A 16,623-nucleotide genomic window follows, 5' to 3' on the forward strand; every position below is an offset into this window, starting at 1 on the left:
TAGGTTACGCTGGACTATATGTCGTATGTGGAAGTCCTGATCCTCAGGCATCTGATGCGCGCGCCCGCCCACGGGTATGAGCTGCGCAAACACGTCGAAGAGAACACCGGCGTGACCCTCAACAACAATGCGCTGTACCCCGCGCTGCGGCGCTTCGAGGAAGCCGGGGCCGTCGACAAGACCGCCGAAGAACAGCAGGGTAGACCGGCCCGTCACGTGTACACGCTGACCGCGGTCGGGCGCGAACTGCTGCAGGACATGCTCACCGAGCTGACTCCAGGGCAAGCCGGGGACGAAACCGAATTCCTCGCCCGGGTAGCACAATTCGCGATGCTCACCCCCGAGGAACGCACCCGCGTCCTGGACGCCCGCGAGACCGCCGTCCGGGCCCGCCTGGCCCGCCTGCGCGCGCTGAGCGCCCGCACCGGCCACGAACTCTGGGGCCCGCAGATCACCGGCGAACTGATCGACCGCTGCGAGCGCGAAGTCGAATGGCTGGGCGCCCTCGGCGCACTCGCCGCGACAGCACCGGTGACGCCGCAGGGGGAATGATGGACCTAGCGTCCGAACAGCCGACCCGCCTCGGCCCGATCGTGCAATACGCCCTACTAGCCGGACCGCTACTCTCCATGCTGGATTCGAGCATCGTGAACGTGGCGGTCACACCCATCGCCCGCGCTCTGCACGCCGATTTGAGCGTGGTCAGCTGGACGATCAGCGGCTACCTGCTCGCCATGGGCACCGGCCTGTCCGCCGTCTCCTACCTGGCCCGCCGTTTCGGAACCCTCCCGGTCTACCGCACCGCCCTGGCAGCCTTCACCCTCGCCTCCCTGGCCTGCGCCCTCGCCCCCACCGCCGAAGTTCTGGTGGGAGCCCGTGCCCTCCAGGGCCTTTCGGGCGCACCACTGGTCCCGCTGGCCATGAGCATGCTGCTCGGCGGCGGCGGTGGCAGCAGCGATGCCGGTGACCACAGCGACCGCACCCGGGATGACGGCAGCGGTGATGGTGATCGCGCCAGCGCCGGCCTCGGAGGTGGTGAGATCAGCCGCGACAGCAGCGATCTCGGGGCTGGAAGCGGTACCGGTGGCAGCGGCTGGGGCCGTGAACCTAGTAGTGGCGGGGGAATTGGCGGCAGTGGTGGGGATCGCGCCAGCGCCGGCGGTGACAGCCGCATCGGTGAGGACGGACGCGGTAGGGGCGGAGTGCGCGGCGGTGGAGGCGGGGATGGGCGTGGTGGCGTTTACGGCGGGGGCGCGCGGGGGATGTCGCCGGTCGCCGGTGTGATGTTGTTTTTGGGTCCGGCGTTGGGGCCGAGTTTGGGTGGGGCATTGATTGCGGGGGCGGGGTGGCGTGGGATTTTTCTGATCAATGTTCCGGTCGGAGTGTTGGCGGTGTTGGCGGCTCGGTGGATTCCGGAGCGGCTGGCACCGGGCGGAACGGTCGGTGTCCGCTTTGATCCGGTCGGCATGGTTCTGCTGGCCGGTGGGTTGACGTTGTCGCTGTTCGGCATCGGGCGGGCGGGGGCGGCGGGCTGGGCCGGCACTGCCACCTGGGTTCCTCTGGTCTGTGGCCTGGCGCTGCTCGCGGCCTATGCCGGATGGGCTGCGCGTCAGGAGCATCCGGCGTTGGATCTGGGGCTCGCCCGGCAGCAGACGTCGCGGCTGGCGTTGTTGTTGTGCGCGTCGGCCTCGGTGATCACTTTCGCTGCGGTGTTTCTGCTGCCGGTCTTTCTGCAGACTGCGCAGGGGCATTCGGCCTTCGCGGCCGGGGTGGCGTTGCTGCCGCAGGGCATTGTCACCGGGTTGGCTACCGCGCTCGGGCCTCGGGTGCTTACCCGGATCTCGGTGCGCACCACGGTGATCGGTGGGTTCGCGGTGCTCGCGGCGGCGAGTGTGGCGCTGCTCGCCATCGACGCCGGTACTCCGATCGCGGTGACGGCGGGACTTCTCGCGCTTCGCGCCGCGGCTATCGGGCTGGTGATCACGCCGCTGCTCGGTGTGATGCTGGAATCGGTTCGGCCCGATCGGCTGGCGGATGCCAATACGTTGTTCAGCATCGTGCAGCGCGTGGCGGCCTCGTTCGGTGTGGGCGCGTTGGCCAGTTGGTACGCAACGGTTGCTGTTCACCACGGGTCCGTCGAGGCACTGCATCGTGCCGCGCTAGTGCTCGTGGGGTTGGCCGCGGCGGCTGCGGTGGCGGCGCTCGCACTACCGGCCGCCCGGAACTCGGCGCTCGTCGACCGCTGAGCCGCGGCACTTGTGGACCGCTGAGCTGTGGTGATGCGCGCACGGGAATAGAGGTGTGGGGGAAAGGGTTTCGAAAGGCGGGCCGTCGGCTACGTCCTCCCGGCGGCCCGCCCTCCCCTCATATGGGTGGTGCGGGACTGGGGGTTCGGGCGGTCAGATGCCCAGGGCGTGCTTGAGGCGGGTGGTGCGGGGGGCCATCGACGCCAGGCCGAGCAGGGCGCGGGGGAAGCGCGGCTGCAGTTGGGGTTGGCGGGTGCGGATGGCGGATTCGATCCAGCGGGCGGCTTCGGCGGGGTCCAGGGTGGTGGATTCCGGGCCGTGCGCGCCGATCGAGGGGGCCGGGTATTGGACCGTGGTGACGTGGATGCCGCGGGGGGAGAGTTCGGCGTCGGCGCATTGGCCGAAGGTGGTCCAGGCGGCTTGGGCGCTGGCGTAGGAGGAGAAGTTCGGGGCCGCACCGGTTTCGGGGCTCCACGGGCCGACGTTCACGACATGTCCGGAACCGCCCGCGAGCATGGCGGGGAGCAGTCCGAGCGTCAGGCGCAGCGGGCCGAAGTAGTAGGCGGCCATCATGCGTTGATAGTCGCGGAAGCGGTCCAGGGATTGCAGGACCGGGCGGCGGGTGGGGCGGCCGGTGTTGTTGACCAGGACGTCGACGGTGTCGAACTCGGTGAGCAGCCACTCGACGAGGTGATCCACATCGCCCAGTGCCGAGGTGTCGCAGCGGAACCAGTGCGCGTGGCCACCGGCCTGGATGATGGTGGCGCACTCGTCGACCAGTTGAGAGCCGTTGCGCGCCACCAGTATTACCTCGGCACCGTGAAACCCGAGTAATCGTGCGGTTTCCCGGCCGATATCGGAGGTGGCGTCGGTGACGACAATGCGTTTGCCGTCGATGGGTAGTTCACCCGCGAGCGAAGCGGCGGAGCGGGGGCGGCGGGCAGCACGGAATTCGATCATGGGACAGGCAACCTTCATCTGAGGATTGAGCATGAACCATGCACCGGCACCCCGCCGACAGCGCCGATACCGCCACCCCGCTGTGCTGTTGAGCCGACTCTGGAAGCGCGGCTGCTAACCGATAGCTGGCGGTGTGGCGGAACACATTCTATTCGGTCGGGTCATAACGGCGGGCGCGTTCGGAGACACAGATATCGTCGATTCCGGAGACGATGTCCCGCAACAGTTCCGAGGGCAGCGCGGCCGGGCGCAACCGGCAGGTGAAGGTGATGAAGGCGTGGTCCTCATTGTCGAGTTCGCGCAGGTAGCCCGACCGCACGCCATAGGTCATGGCCGACATGACGGTGAAGCAGCCGGTCTTCTCGCGGTGCCCGGCGAACAGGTCGTGCAGGCGATGGAAGACCCGCGCGTAGCTCGACATGGGCGCGAAAACCGAGACGCGATAGGCGGGTCCGCGCTCCGAGGAGGAGATGACGGTGTCGGCCAGATACTCCGCGTCACGCAGGGTCAGCACCTTCGGAGCGAACATCAGCGCGCCCGCCGCGGCATTACGCACCGGCATACCGGCACGGCCGCCCGCGGAGGCGGCGATGGCGCCCAGCGACTTTCGGGCCCGCGCGCCGACCTCGCGCCGCGCGCGCAGCGACAGGTTGGGGGTGGTGGGGTGCAGGCTGGACCACTGGCCGAAGCGCACGGTGCCGAGCTGCACGGTTCCGGTACCGACCGGTCGGGCCATCTTCAGGGGCTGGGTGTCGATCCAACGCCCCACCTGCAGCATGGAATCGCCCGGCGACTGGATCTCCCGGAACGAATGCTCCACCCAGGTGTCGAAGTCCAGGAAGCGGTGCGCGTCGGTGGTGAGCCAGGTGCGGTCCTTGTCCACATCGGTCACTTCCAGCGTCAGCGCCGTGATGATCCCGGTGCGCCCGCCGCCACCCAGGATGCGACGGAACCGCTCGGCGTGATGGGTGCGCCCGCAGGTGCCGAAACGGCCGTCCTGATCGACGTATTCGAGCTCGGCCACATTGTCGCTGAACATGCCGAAGCGATGCGACGCCGCCGACAGCCCGCCCACCGCCGCGAATCCGCCCGCCGTGATGTCCCGATGGTCGCCGACGATCGGGAGTCCCAGACCGTGCGCGCCGAGGGTGCGATCGATGTCGGAGAGCCGGGCCCCGGCCTGCACCCGCACCGTCCTGGCATCGGCGTCCACCACCTGTACCCGGTTCATCTTGCGCAGGCTCAGCACGGTGCCGTGATCGGGCAGCCCGAGGTCCTCGTCCGGCCGTTCTCCACCCCGGATGATCAGCGGTTTCGTGGAACGTCGCGAATCCCGAACGGTCCGAACCACATCCGCGGTGTCGCGGGGCAGATATTCGTCGGGGTGGGTGGAGACGGGCGTGCTCATGGCGCTACAGCTAACCATAGTCACGCGCATTGTGCTCGTAGTTGGACAGGCGTCTCAATGAGCACCGTGGGGACAGGGCGTGAACAGCGCGTTTTCGGTTGTGGCGCATAGGTTCCCTGAAGGTTTGCCAGAGCGTTCGTCACCATCCGCGCGTAACATCACGCCATGGGTTTCCTGGGCGGAATGTTCGGTTCGGGGCGAAATCGGTTCGGCAAGAAGGTCTTGGAGCGGGTGCTGGCGTACGACGCCGTCGAATCCGCGCATTTCGACCCCGGGGCCTACGAGATCGCGTATCGGCTGAAGAACGGATATGCCGCGAAACTCGAGCTGGAAACCCTGTATCGCCGTTTCGACGGACGGATCACCGCGGCCGTCTTCGACGCGGTCGACGGTCTCATTCTGCCGCCGCAGGCGCCGCCGGACTGGGATCGGGTGGCGCCCATGCTGCGGCCGGTGCTGCGCCGGGCGGGCTACGGTGCGCCGCGCGACGGCCGCAACGGGGTGCTCGTGCGGCCCCGGCTGCCGTATCTGTCGGAGCTGGTGGTCATCGATCTGCCCACCACCGTGCAATTCGTTACCGAGCAGGATCTTTCGCGCTGGGGCGTCGACGCCGACGAGGTCTACACGGTCGCGCACACCAATCTCACCGAGCCGGCCATGAACGCGCTGGCCGCCTTCGAACCGGATCCTGGCGTGCGGGTTTTCGAATTCGCCGACGAGGGCGGTGAGAGCTATGTCGGTTCGCTACCGCTGGTGGCGGGCTGGCTGTCGGGGGTGCAGGCCCGAACCGGTACGCGGCCACTGCTTTTCCTCCCCGCGCACGTGGGCATGTTCGTCGCGCTCGGAGCGACGCCGGAAACCCTGGTGCGGTTGCAGGAGTTGGCGCAGGAACGGCACGACTCCGCGCCGCGTCCGCTGTCGACCGTGCCGTACACCATCGATGACGAGGGCGAGCTGATCCCGCTCCCGGTCGGGCCCGAGCACCCCGCCTACGCGCCGGTCCGTCATGCCGCGATCACGCTGGCGGTCAGCGCCTATCGCGCCCAGACCGAGCGGCTGCGGGCGCATCGCGACGAGGCGTCCGGGATCGCGGACCTGCTGCACCTGCACGAGCCCGACGGCTCCGAGACCACCATGACCTCCTGGCCCGACGGCCTCCCCAACCTGCTGCCCAAGGCCGATCACATCTGCTTCGTCGCCCGCGACGCCGAAGTCTTCCGCGTCGCCTGGGACGATGTGGCCGGACTGGTGCCCCTGTACCCCACCGACGGCTACGATCCGCCCCGCTATCGAGTCGCCGATCACCCACCCGCCGAAATCATGACCCGCCTGCGCGCCCTCGCCCGCTGACACCGGCGAGGCGAGCGCGGTCACAAGCCGAGTGCGACCGGGGTGCGAAGTTTGGGCGGGGTGTGGTGTTTCGCGGCGAGTTGGGCGGTGTGGCGGGATAAGCGGGCGACCGTGTCATCCGGTTCGGCTAGGGTCGCGGCGTGGACAGGGCACAGCTGACAGCTGAGATGGCGGACGGGACGAGACCGGAATTCCTCTTCTTCTGGGGGCACACCCGCACCCCGGGCCACGAGATGGGCAAGTGGGTGCTCAGCCAGTGGTGGCCGATCGAATTCACCGTCGACGGCCAAAGCTACGGCAGCGCCGAGCATTTCATGATGGCCGAGAAGGCCCGCCTATTCGGTGACGAGCCGATGCGCACCCGCATCCTCGCGAGCGAGACGCCCGCCGACGCGAAGCGCCTCGGCCGCGCCATCTCCGGGTTCGACCAGGACACCTGGGAAGCCCACCGCTATGACATCGTGCTGCGCGGCTCGATCGCCAAATTCGGCCAGCACGACGCGCTTCGCGAGTTCCTGCTCGCCACCGAGGGCAAGGTGCTCGTCGAAGCCGCTCCCCGCGACACCATCTGGGGCATCGGTCTCGGCGCGGAGAACCCCGCCGCCGCCGACCCCGCCCGATGGCGCGGCGACAACCTGCTCGGCTTCGCCCTGATGGACGCGCGCACCGCCCTCGCCCCCGCGCGCCACCCTTAGTCCGCCTCGGTCCACCGCGAGAGTCGTTCCACCCCAACGCGGATGGTTCGTGCCGCACGTCCCGTCGCAGGTCGCGGCCTTGACAGCCGGTTCGTCGTAGTTGCGGTGGTCGGCGTCGGTCCCAGGGTGTTCGGGTGTGGGGCTCAGCGTGTTCACAGCGAAAATGTGGAGGCTTGGGCGCTGACGTTCGTTCGAGAGAAGGTGCCGATGTCGGTCGTCTCTGGGCTGCCCGCCCATGTTCTGCTGGTTCATCTGATCGTGGTGCTGGTGCCGTTGACGGCGGTGCTGGCAATCCTGTGCGCCGTGTGGGCACCCGCCCGGCGGCGGCTGGTGTGGCTGGTGCTCGCGCTGGCGGTGGTGGTCGTGGTCATGACGCCGGTCACCACCGATGCGGGGGAGTGGCTCGAGAAGCGCGTCCCGCGAACGGCGGAGCTGCACAATCACACCCACCTCGGCGACACGATGATCTTCTTCGCGCTGCCGCTGCTCATCGTCGCCGCGCTGCTGGCATTCGTGCACTACCGCGAGTCCAACGACCGCGCCCTCTCGCGCCTGCTCGTCGGCGGGGTCGCGGTCCTCACCATCGCCGCGAGCGCCGCCGCGACCGTGCAGGTCTACCGCATCGGCGAATCCGGCGCGCAGTCCAGCTGGAATGGTGTGGCTGCCCGGCCCGTCATCACGCACGCCAAATAGCGGGCGGGAACACGGTTTCGCCGCCGCGGTGCGGGAGGATCGGGGGATGGAGACGCTTCGAAGTCGCGAGGTCTATTCGAACCGGTGGATCACGCTGCGTGAGGACGAGGTTCGGCAGCCGGATGGGCAGGAGTCGGTGTACGCGTTCATCGAGAAGGCGTGCTTCGCGATCGTGGTCCCGTGGGACGGGGAGCGGTTTCACCTGGTGGAGCAGTACCGGTATCCGCTGCGGCGGCGGTGCTGGGAGTTTCCGGGCGGGGCGGTGGCGGGGTCGCAGTTCGATCCGATCGCGGTGGCGCGGCAGGAATTACGGGAGGAGACGGGGCTGCGGGCGGGGCGGTTGACGCCGCTGGGCAAGGTCGCGCCCGCCCCGGCGACCAGCAACCATTACGGGTATGTCGTGCTGGCTACCGAGCTGACGGCGGGCGCGCACGAGCGGGAACCGTCCGAGGCGGATATGGAGTCGGCCTGGTTCACCCGCGACGAGGTGGAGGACATGATCTGCGCCGGCGTCATCGTCGACGCGCAGACCGTGGCCGCGTATTCGCTGCTGCTCCTGCGGGAACGGCGGGGTGAGCTGGGTCAGCCCTGACCGGCGTGCGCGATCAGGCCCGCCACCACTTCGGGGAAGTCGGCGGTGATCTGCGGGCCGATCTCGCGGCCGAGGGTGTCGGCGGCGGGGCCGGTGATCTCGGTGCGGTAGACGACCCGGGTCGCGCCCGACGGCAGGGCCACCAGGCGATGCTGGGTCAGCACCTCGAGGCCGTCGCCGAGGAAGACGTCGCTCCACAGCTCACCGTCGACGATCTCGACGAAGCGCAGCTGCACGGTGTCGCCGTCCGGCGAGGTCATGCGGAAGGTGGTGCCCGGCGCGAAAGGCCCGTCCAGCTCGAAGGTTTCGATGCCGGGATTCCATTCCGGCCAGCGGTTCGGGTCGGACCAGCTGCGCCACAGCGCCTCCCGGGGCACGGTGGTCTCGGCGCTGTGTTCGTACTCCCACATGATCTTGTCTCCCGGTGCAATCCGATGGGTCTGCGCGCACCCTAGCAAGCACGCTGTCCAGTCGGATGGACAGTTGAAAGTGTTGAAAACCTGAAGATCCGCTGAAGCTGAACGCGGAACGCCCTTGTGTCGTGACACAAACGGCGTTCAATGGGCGTCGCGGTCCACGCATCGGAAGGGCCGGGGGACATGATCATGGATCGTATTGGTGCACAACGCGATACGAAGAGTGAACCGTATGATCGCAAGACTCGGGCCCGCGCTCGTCGCGGCGGCCCTGATCACCGTCCCGTTCGCGACGGGACTCACCGCGGCGCAGGCCGCCCCGCCCACCACGATCGCCTTGGCCGATCACACTGGTGGAGACCAGGATCAGGGGCAGGATCAAGGTCAGTGGCCGGGGCAAGGCCAGAGCCAGTGGCCGGGCCAAGGCCAGAATCAATGGCCCGGGCAGGGGCAGAACGAATGGCCGGGGCAGGGTCAGCGTCAGCCCCAGGACGAGGGCGACTGGTGGTTCAACCACCACTGCCGCGAACTACACGAATGGTGGCAGGCCCGTTGCCAGCGTGACGGCGGCGACATGTGGCACCGCGGCGATCCGCCGTCGCTCGGCTACTAGGCGCTACACCGGACCTGCTGTCCACCAACCCCGGTGGGTGCTGTTTCAGGCCAGAACGGGGTAGTTCGCGCGGATGACCGTGTGCGGGTCGCGCCCGTGTTTGATCGCGCGTAGACGGGTCAACGTGGCGGGGGTGAAGGCGCGTGCCGCGGTGTCGCCCGCCGTGAGGAAGGTGAACGGTGCCCGGTCGACCAGGACCGGGCGCAGGGCGTCGCGGTACTGCTGTCGCCGGGTCTCGAACGCCGCCTTGGCTTCCGGTGTGCTGACCATCCCGACGGCGAGCAGGCAGTAGGGTGCCGTGACCTGTCCGGCGGCGCTGTCGGATGGTTTGGCGAACGCGCCGCCGAGGTGGCGGATCTCCGTCACGAGCATTGGCGCTATCGGCTGCAACAGCGTTTCGGCGGTGTGATCGTCGATGCCGGTCAGCAGCTCCGAGGCGAACATTTCGGGACTGGGATCGGTTGGCTCGGAGGCGATCTCGCCGAGGTCGGCGATCGCCACCATGCGGCGGGTGTCTTCGAGCCGGCCCGGAATCGAGTCGAATCGGGACAGCAAGGCCCGCCCGCTGGTCTCGTCGCCCAGGTAGGCGACGAGAACGCTGGTGACGGTGTCGGGCGATCCCGGGGGCTGAAACCGCTGAAACCACACCGTCAATTCGTCGGGTGAGTCGGCGGTCACGTCCCGGAAGGCCGTCAGGACCGCCGGCGCGGCGGTCTCCGGCCACACCATGGTTCCGCCGAAAACGGCCGGGGCCGGGTGCAAGTCGAACTCGACCGCGGTGACGAGGGCGAAGTCGCCACCGCCGCCGCGCAGTGCCCAGAACAGGTCCGGGTCGGAGCCGGCGGTGATCCGGCCGAGGTGACCGTCGGCGTCGACGATGTCGAAGGCGGTGACACTGTCGGCGGCCCAGCCGTGTTTGCGCCCGAACCAGCTCAATCCGCCGCCGAGGGAGAACCCGGTCACGTTGATCACCGCCGAACTGCCGGCCAGGCCGGTCAAGCCGTGCGGTCCCGCGGCGGCGAGTACTCGCCCCCACGCGACGCCCGCGCCGACCCGCGCGGTTCGCGCGGCCGGATCTACCCGCACCTCGTCGAGTTTGTTGGTGCGCACCAGAATTACGCCTTCGAGGTCGTCACCGGCCCCGTGACCGTTGGGCTGGACGGACAGTGACAATCCGGTGCGGCGGGCGTAGCGCACGAGCGCGGCGGCATCGTCGGCGTCGGCGAGTTCCACCACCGCCCGAACCCGCTGCGTCACAGCGGTACTCCACGCGCGGCTCGCTGTCTCGAACCCCGGGTCTCCCGGCAGCGACACCCGGCCGTGCACGACGGCGCGCAAGTTGTCGCTGACCGGTGTCGACGCGTGTGTCATGACATGATCGCCGATCGTCCAGGCTGTCGCGCCGATGACGCCCACGCCTGCCGCGCCGATGAACGTTCGGCGACTGATTCGTCTGTTCAATTCCCCACCGCCCCATAGTGTTCGCGGTGGCAGCAGACCCGGGCTACCGCCAGGAACTACACACCGCGTGTAGTAACTAAACTACACATGGTGTGCACATCCCGCACCGTGCTCACGCCACCTCACACGAACATTCGGAGACGGACGTGACCGACCCGCAGAACGCCAGAGGCCGCCGCACAGTCGGCGCCCTGCTGGCGGCGACCCGCGACATCATCGAGCACGACGGCATGCCCGCGTTGACCATGGCGGCCGTCGCCGAGCGCGCGGGCGTCACCCGCCGTGCCGTGTACCTGCATTTCGCGACGCGGACAGACCTGGTCACGGCGCTCTACCGCAGTCTCGGTGAGACCGAGGATCTCGCGGTATCGCTGCAGGCGGTGTGGGACGCCCCGGACGCCGTGTCGGGTCTGCGTGAATGGGTCGCCCACCTGGTGCGATCCCATCTGCGCATCCTGGCGGTGCTGCGCGCTGTGGAGCAGGCCCAGCACAGCGACCCGGATGCGGCGGCATTGTGGCGGACCACCCAGGGGAATTGGCTGAAGGGCAGCCGTCGCGTCGTCGAACGGCTGGCGGGGGAGCGGAAACTCGCCGCGCACCTTTCCGTCGACACGGCGACCGACCTGCTGTGGTCGCTCATGTCGCTCGATCTGCTGGACCGCCTCGCTCACCAACGACGTTGGTCGAACAAGCGATTGACCGAACAGCTCACCGCCTCGTACATCGCCACCTTCGTCGCGCCGTCGTGACAAAGATGGCGATGTACGAGGCGATCGCCGCTCACCAGGGGATCGGGCCGTACTCCTGCTCCCCGCCCCACAGGTAGCCCCAGAACGTGCCCGACGGCCCGTCCGCGGGCAGCGTCGCCAGGTGGACGCTGGGCTCCGCGCCCTGCTCGACGGTGCGGAAACCACTGTTGCCGTTGAGATCTGTGGCGGTGTACCCCGGATTGGCGGCGTTCACCTTGATCGCGGTATCGCGCAGTTCCATCGCGTAGAGAACCGTCACCATGCTCACGGCCGTCTTCGACGAGGTGTACGGGATCGCCGAAACCATCTGCGACATAGGGTTGTTCGGATCGGTGCGCAGGCTCAGCGAGCCGACTTCGCTGGACACGTTGACGATTCGCGCCGACTCCGAGCGCCGCAACAGCGGCAGCAACGCATTGGTGACGGCGAACAGTCCGAAAACATTGGTCTCGTAAACCCGTCGCAGGGTGGCGAGGGTGCCGGAGGACGCCTTCCCATCCCCCTCCATCCCGCCGGTGATGGCGGCATTGTTGACAAGAACATCCAGCCCACCGAACTCGGCTTCGATGCGTGCCGCAGCCGCATTGACGGATTCCTCGTCGCTGACATCGATCTGGACAAAGTGGGCGTCCGCGCCATCGGCGCGCAGCTTGTCAACGGCAGCCTGCCCAAGTTCGGCATCCCGGGCCCCGACCAAAACGGTCATCCCCCGTGCCGCCAGTTGACGTGCGGTCTCATACCCGATGCCCTTGTTGGCCCCGGTGATAAATGCTTTTCTGCTCATGTGAAAAGCATCCCGCCGCCGAGGTTTCCGCGGGAGGCACAACTTGTACCCCCCAAAGCCGGGACATCGGCCCACACTTGAGCCATGGCTGACAGGAGTGAGCTCGCGGCTTTTCTGAAGGCTCGGCGTAATCGGCTGACGCCCGGTGATGTCGGCATGCCCGAGGGGTTCAACCGGCGGGCGCCGGGGTTGCGGCGGCAGGAGGTGGCGCAGCTGGCGGGTATCTCGGTCGACTACTACATCCGGATGGAGCAGGCGCGGGGTGCGAAGCCGTCACGGCAGGTGCTCGCGGCGCTGGCTCGGGCGTTGATGCTCACGGTCGACGAGCGGGAGTACATGTTTCGGGTGGCGGGGGAGCAGCCGCCGTCGACCGCGGGGCCGAATCGGAGTGTGGCGCAGCCTATTCAGGTGATTCTCGATAGTTTGGCGGCGCCCGCCTATGTGGTGGACGCGACCTATGAGGTGCTGGCGTGGAATCGGGCGGCGGGGCCGTTTCTCGGTGATCTCGACGGGGTGCCGGGGAGTGAGCGGAATATGGTGCGGTGGATGTTTCGGGAGGCGGCCGATCATCCGCAGTGGGCGGACGCCGATACCCGCGACTTCGCGCGCGCCGTGGTGGCGGATCTGCGGGCGGCGTGCGCGCGGTATCCGGGGCATCCGGAGTTGTCGGCGCTGGTGACCGAAATGCTGGGCACCTCAGCGCGTTTCGCCGAGATGTGGGCCGCGCACGATGTGCAGGTGCGGCGGACGCATCGAAAGCGGGTGCGGCATCCGGATTTCGGGGCGCTGGACTTCCACTGTCAGGTGCTGCACGTCTCCGATACCGATCAGCGGGTGATCGTCTACTGCGCGACGCCCAACACCCGGACCGCGAGCGTGTTCCAGTCGCTGGCCGGGGTCACCGACCGCTGAGAAGCCGCCAACGAATGTTGGCCAACAACTGTTGACATGGCTGCGACCGGGTCGTATCGTCTAATTCAACAGACGTTGGCCAACAGGTGTTGGCAGAATCTCAGGAGTCGTCATGAACACCGTCCCCGCAACCGCCTCGGTCGTCATCGTGGGTGCCGGTCCCGCCGGAATGACCGCCGGCATCGCCCTCGCCGATGCGGGCGTGAACGTGGTGCTGCTCGACAAGCTGGCCGAGGGCGCGAACACCTCCCGCGCGGTGGTCGTGCACGCTCGGACCCTCGAGGTGCTGAAAGAGTTCGGCGTCACCGAGCAGCTGCTCGAACACGGAATCGTGGTGCCCAACTTCGTGATGCACGACGGCGACCGCGCACTGGCCCACATCTCCTTCGCCGGACTGCCCACCGAATACCCCTACACCGTGATGATCGGTCAGGAATCTACCGAGGCGATCCTGTTGGCGCGCCTCGAGAAGGCGGGCGGGCAGGTGTACCGCCACACCGAGGTCACCGCCGTCACCCAGGACGCCGACGGCGTCACCGTCGAGTACACCGACGCCGACGGCACCGCGAATTCGATTCGCGCGGACTGGGTTATCGGCGCGGACGGCATGCACAGCGTGGTCCGCGAGGCCGAGGGCATCGGCTTCACCGGCTCCACCTACCCCGAATCCTTCGTCCTCGCCGACGTCCGCATGACCTGGCCGGACCCGCGCGACGAGGTGTCGCTGCACCTTTCGCCGGAGGGCGTCACCGTGGTCGCGCCGCTGCCCGACCCGCAGCCCAACCGCTACCGGATCGTCGCGACCGTCGCCGACGCCCCCGAACATCAGGATCTCGCCTACGTGCAGGCGCTGGTCGACGCCCGCCGCCCCGGCGCACACGTCGAGGTGCAGGAGATCATCTGGAGCTCGCGCTTCCGCGTCCACCACCGCGTCGCCGACCACTACCGGGCCGGTCGCCTGCTGCTGGCGGGCGACGCCGCCCACGTGCACAGCCCCGCCGGCGGTCAGGGCATGAACACCGGCATCCAGGACGCCGCCCTGCTCGGCCGCCTGCTGGCCGCCGTCGTCGCGGGCGCCCCCGCCGCCACCCTCGACGAGTACGAAACCACCCGCCGTCCAGTCGCTCTGGGCGTGGTGAAGTTCACCGACCGCGTCACCCGCATGGCCACCCTGCGCCCGCTGCCCGCCCGCCTGGTCCGCAACCTGATCATCAGCACGGTCGCCCGCATCCCGGCCTTCCGTCGCACCCTGGCCTACCAGCTCTCGGAGCTCGGGAACCGCTGACCGGCAACGGAATTCACCGGCCCGCGCCACACGGCGCGGGCCGGCGTGCGCGTTGCGGGGCTGTGATTCCGTTCACGACCGGCCCGGTCGGCGCGGGTCGTTGACTATTGTGGATGCGATTGCGGCGGTGGGGCTCGCCGCTCCGGATCTGATCCGGAACAACCGTGGCATCGCCACCAACAGTCCCTACCCCAATGATCCGCTGCGGCGGTATGGAGTAGGAGACGTCTGTGACCAGTGAGCTGACCACGCCCGGGAGTGTCGAAAACACTGCACCCGTCGACCCCGATATCGATATTCATCAGCCGGAGCAGCGTCGGGAGTTGTCGCGTACGCACGGCGCGATCCTGGCGGTGATCTCGGTGGGTGGCGCGGTCGGCGCGCTGGCCCGGTACGGACTCGCGCAACTGTGGCCGACACCGGCGGGCGGTTTCCCGTGGGCGACCTTCGTGACCAATGTGATCGGCTGCTTCCTGATCGGCGTCCTCATGGTCGCGGTCACCGAGATCTGGGTCGCCCATCCGCTGGTGCGCCCGTTCCTCGGGGTCGGCATTCTGGGTGGCTTCACCACCTTCTCCACCTATGCCAACGACACCCGCGCCCTGCTGCGCCCCGACACCGTGGCCACCGCCTTCGCCTATTTCGGCGTGACCCTGGTGTGCGCGCTGCTGGCCACCATCCTCGCGATCGGCCTGACCCGCTGGGCCTACCGAGCCACCCGCCGCACCGAATCGGGGGCCGCCGCATGACTCTGTTGTTCGTGACCCTGGGCGCCATGATCGGCGCACCGCTGCGCTACCTCACCGACCGTGCCGTGCAGACCCGGCACGACAGCGTATTCCCCTGGGGCACTTTCACCGTCAATCTGACCGGCTGCCTGGTGCTGGGCGCGATCTCCGGCGCGGCCCTGTCCACGCCGTGGATGCTGGTGCTGGGCACCGGTTTCTGCGGCGCGCTCACCACCTACTCGACCTTCAGCTACGAAACCATCCGGCTGGCCGAACAACGCGCCTACCTCTACGCCGGACTCAATATCGTGGTCAGTGTCATCGCCGGCCTGGGCGCGACCCTGCTCGCCTACACCACCGCCCAAGCCCTCCTCGCCTGACCGAAAGTGCTGCGGCGGTGTGGGATCAGCGCCAGGCGGCACGCAGGGTGGTCGAGTGGTCGAGGGTGTGTTCAGCGCCCCGGGTGGCGTCGACCAGTGCCGGGTCGTGTCGAACGTAGACGTTGTAGTAGCCGAGGGCGATCGCCCCGAAGAAGGCCACCAGTAGGTTCGCGACTCCGGAGTGCACCATCGCGACTGCGAAGAAGGTGACCACGACCGCGGCGACAGCCGCGCAATCGAGAATCTTCCCGTTCACCGAACTTCTCCCGTTCCGGCCACTGCGACGTGGCCGCTAGCTGTTGTTTCCAGGTGAAAGTAAGGCGAACGTATAGCGCTGGTAAAGCGAAACATCATGAGATGGGACGATTTTGACGAAATCCGCACGGGGGTTCAGGCGCGCAGCGTCTTCGTCACCGCGGTCGAAGCCGAGATCGTGGCGGTGGCCAGGTCTTGCAGGCGGGACGCGGAGAGGTTGGTGTCCGGGCAGGAGACGATGGAGGCGATGACCGTGCCGTCGGGGGTGAAGATGGGGGCCGCGACGGAGACGACGGCGTTGTGGTCGCCGAGTTCGTCGGGGAGGTAGTCGATGGTGATGAGGTCGGCGATCATGGCGGACAGGCGATGTCGGAGCGGGTCTGTCACGGGGGAGTGGCGGAGGGTGGCCAGGGCCTCGAGCATGGGGGCGGATTCGTCGGCTAGGCGTTCGACGGAATAACCGCGGGTGGCGATGACGTCGAGGACGGCGGTCAGGCGGGGGCGGTGCAGGGGGTCGGCGCCCGCGAGCCAGGTGGCGCGTTCGGATTCCGGTGCCCAGGCGATGAATTCGCGGCAGACCGGCGGGGCGAACGGCATGCGGCGGGCGGGGCGGATCCAGGGGACCGACGGGGTGCCGATGACCTCGGTGATGACAATGGCGTCTATCTCACGTTCGGCCAGGAATACCGGGACGCGCTGGTCGTCGGCGAGGCCGTGCAGGGCGTCGAGGGCCAGTCGGCGGAGCGGGAAGGCGGTGTCGGCGCGGCGCGCCACGGTCAGCAAACCCAGTCCGAGACTGTAGTTTCCGTCGCCGTCGCGCACGGTCCAGCCGTCGGCGGTGAGCTGGGTGAGCACAGCGTGCGCGGTGGCGCGGGACATGCCGGTGGCGCGCACGATGCGGGCCAGCGACAGCCGCTCGCCGGTATGTCGGGACAGCAATTCGATGGCCTGCACCACCCGGTGGGTCGGCGGCGAGGCGGCGGAAGCCGGTTCGGTCGCCGTGCCCGGGCCGGAAGCTACTGGGGCGGTGGTGGATTCAGGCAACTCGATCCCTGCTGGTGTCGGTCCCGGCGGCCCGGGTGGTCTCGGGGGAATC

General features: G+C 68.4%; 19 protein-coding genes. 12 read left to right on the top strand and 7 right to left on the bottom strand.

What is annotated here, in order from left to right; genetic code table 11:
• Positions 1–18 precede the first annotated feature (18 nt).
• A complete protein-coding gene (locus ACFXHA_RS35590; RefSeq protein ID WP_379364064.1) occupies positions 19–552 on the top strand; it encodes a PadR family transcriptional regulator in 534 nt (177 codons plus the stop codon).
• Positions 552–2,246 carry an MFS transporter gene (locus ACFXHA_RS35595; protein WP_379364066.1) on the top strand — a complete coding sequence of 565 codons (1,695 nt, stop codon included), beginning with the start codon at positions 552–554 and terminating at the stop codon, positions 2,244–2,246. Before ACFXHA_RS35590 ends, ACFXHA_RS35595 begins: the two co-directional genes overlap by 1 nt.
• Before the next feature lie 153 nt (positions 2,247–2,399).
• On the opposite strand, the gene ACFXHA_RS35600 is transcribed toward ACFXHA_RS35595, so the two are convergent.
• Complete coding sequence (locus ACFXHA_RS35600; protein ID WP_379364068.1) at positions 2,400–3,206, bottom strand: SDR family NAD(P)-dependent oxidoreductase; 807 nt, start codon at positions 3,204–3,206, stop codon at positions 2,400–2,402.
• Positions 3,207–3,354: 148 nt separating this feature from the next.
• Positions 3,355–4,614, bottom strand: coding sequence for an FAD-dependent oxidoreductase (locus ACFXHA_RS35605; RefSeq protein ID WP_379364070.1), 1,260 nt, complete (start codon positions 4,612–4,614; stop codon positions 3,355–3,357).
• Between the two features lie 165 nt (positions 4,615–4,779).
• On the opposite strand from ACFXHA_RS35605, the gene ACFXHA_RS35610 reads away from it, so the two are divergent.
• From ACFXHA_RS35610 to ACFXHA_RS35625, 4 genes are all read left to right on the top strand, one after another.
• A complete protein-coding gene (locus ACFXHA_RS35610) occupies positions 4,780–5,964 on the top strand; it encodes a hypothetical protein (RefSeq protein ID WP_379364072.1) in 1,185 nt (394 codons plus the stop codon).
• A gap of 140 nt (positions 5,965–6,104) precedes the next feature.
• Positions 6,105–6,659, top strand: coding sequence for an NADAR family protein (locus ACFXHA_RS35615; protein WP_379364074.1), 555 nt, complete (start codon positions 6,105–6,107; stop codon positions 6,657–6,659).
• A gap of 207 nt (positions 6,660–6,866) precedes the next feature.
• On the top strand, positions 6,867–7,352 hold the full coding sequence (locus ACFXHA_RS35620) for a DUF2231 domain-containing protein (RefSeq protein WP_379364076.1): 486 nt from the start codon (positions 6,867–6,869) through the stop codon (positions 7,350–7,352).
• 46 nt (positions 7,353–7,398) lie between these two features.
• Complete coding sequence (locus ACFXHA_RS35625) at positions 7,399–7,944, top strand: NUDIX domain-containing protein (RefSeq protein WP_379364078.1); 546 nt, start codon at positions 7,399–7,401, stop codon at positions 7,942–7,944.
• Here the strand turns inward: ACFXHA_RS35625 and ACFXHA_RS35630 are convergent.
• Positions 7,935–8,354, bottom strand: coding sequence for an SRPBCC family protein (locus ACFXHA_RS35630; RefSeq protein ID WP_379364080.1), 420 nt, complete (start codon positions 8,352–8,354; stop codon positions 7,935–7,937). The genes ACFXHA_RS35625 and ACFXHA_RS35630 overlap by 10 nt on opposite strands.
• A 238-nt stretch (positions 8,355–8,592) precedes the next feature.
• Here ACFXHA_RS35630 and ACFXHA_RS35635 point away from each other — a divergent pair, with 238 nt between their 5' ends.
• The gene (locus ACFXHA_RS35635; protein ID WP_379364082.1) at positions 8,593–8,973 is read left to right on the top strand and encodes a hypothetical protein; all 381 of its coding nucleotides are present in this window, start codon (positions 8,593–8,595) and stop codon (positions 8,971–8,973) included.
• 45 nt (positions 8,974–9,018) lie between these two features.
• On the opposite strand, the gene ACFXHA_RS35640 is transcribed toward ACFXHA_RS35635, so the two are convergent.
• Positions 9,019–10,434, bottom strand: a complete 1,416-nt coding sequence (locus tag ACFXHA_RS35640) for an FAD-binding oxidoreductase (RefSeq protein WP_379364084.1) — start codon at positions 10,432–10,434, stop codon at positions 9,019–9,021.
• 146 nt (positions 10,435–10,580) lie between these two features.
• Between ACFXHA_RS35640 and ACFXHA_RS35645 the strand changes: the two genes are divergently transcribed.
• Positions 10,581–11,183, top strand: a complete 603-nt coding sequence (locus ACFXHA_RS35645; RefSeq protein ID WP_379364086.1) for a TetR/AcrR family transcriptional regulator — start codon at positions 10,581–10,583, stop codon at positions 11,181–11,183.
• A gap of 31 nt (positions 11,184–11,214) precedes the next feature.
• Here ACFXHA_RS35645 and ACFXHA_RS35650 read toward each other — a convergent pair whose 3' ends face one another.
• On the bottom strand, positions 11,215–11,967 hold the full coding sequence (locus ACFXHA_RS35650; RefSeq protein WP_379364088.1) for an SDR family oxidoreductase: 753 nt from the start codon (positions 11,965–11,967) through the stop codon (positions 11,215–11,217).
• 84 nt (positions 11,968–12,051) lie between these two features.
• Between ACFXHA_RS35650 and ACFXHA_RS35655 the strand changes: the two genes are divergently transcribed.
• From ACFXHA_RS35655 to crcB (ACFXHA_RS35670), 4 genes are all read left to right on the top strand, one after another.
• Entirely contained in the window at positions 12,052–12,879 is an 828-nt protein-coding gene (locus ACFXHA_RS35655) for a helix-turn-helix domain-containing protein (RefSeq protein WP_379364090.1), read from the top strand.
• A 112-nt stretch (positions 12,880–12,991) separates the two neighbouring features.
• Positions 12,992–14,164 (top strand): FAD-dependent oxidoreductase, encoded by a 1,173-nt coding sequence (locus tag ACFXHA_RS35660; protein WP_379364092.1) that lies wholly within the window; start codon positions 12,992–12,994, stop codon positions 14,162–14,164.
• A 230-nt stretch (positions 14,165–14,394) separates the two neighbouring features.
• Positions 14,395–14,913: a fluoride efflux transporter CrcB gene (gene crcB / locus ACFXHA_RS35665; RefSeq protein ID WP_379364094.1), complete on the top strand. Its 519-nt coding sequence runs from the start codon at positions 14,395–14,397 to the stop codon at positions 14,911–14,913.
• Entirely contained in the window at positions 14,910–15,272 is a 363-nt protein-coding gene (crcB, locus tag ACFXHA_RS35670; protein ID WP_379364096.1) for a fluoride efflux transporter CrcB, read from the top strand. The genes crcB (ACFXHA_RS35665) and crcB (ACFXHA_RS35670) overlap by 4 nt, the downstream gene beginning before the upstream one ends.
• Positions 15,273–15,297: 25 nt before the next feature.
• Here crcB (ACFXHA_RS35670) and ACFXHA_RS35675 read toward each other — a convergent pair whose 3' ends face one another.
• Both ACFXHA_RS35675 and ACFXHA_RS35680 read right to left on the bottom strand, forming a co-directional pair.
• Positions 15,298–15,528 carry a hypothetical protein gene (locus ACFXHA_RS35675; RefSeq protein ID WP_379364098.1) on the bottom strand — a complete coding sequence of 77 codons (231 nt, stop codon included), beginning with the start codon at positions 15,526–15,528 and terminating at the stop codon, positions 15,298–15,300.
• Between the two features lie 134 nt (positions 15,529–15,662).
• Positions 15,663–16,571 (bottom strand): IclR family transcriptional regulator, encoded by a 909-nt coding sequence (locus tag ACFXHA_RS35680; RefSeq protein WP_379364100.1) that lies wholly within the window; start codon positions 16,569–16,571, stop codon positions 15,663–15,665.
• Positions 16,572–16,623: the final 52 nt, after the last annotated feature.

The sequence above is a fragment of the Nocardia sp. NPDC059240 genome, assembly GCF_042753865.1.
Taxonomy (GTDB): domain Bacteria; phylum Actinomycetota; class Actinomycetes; order Mycobacteriales; family Mycobacteriaceae; genus Nocardia.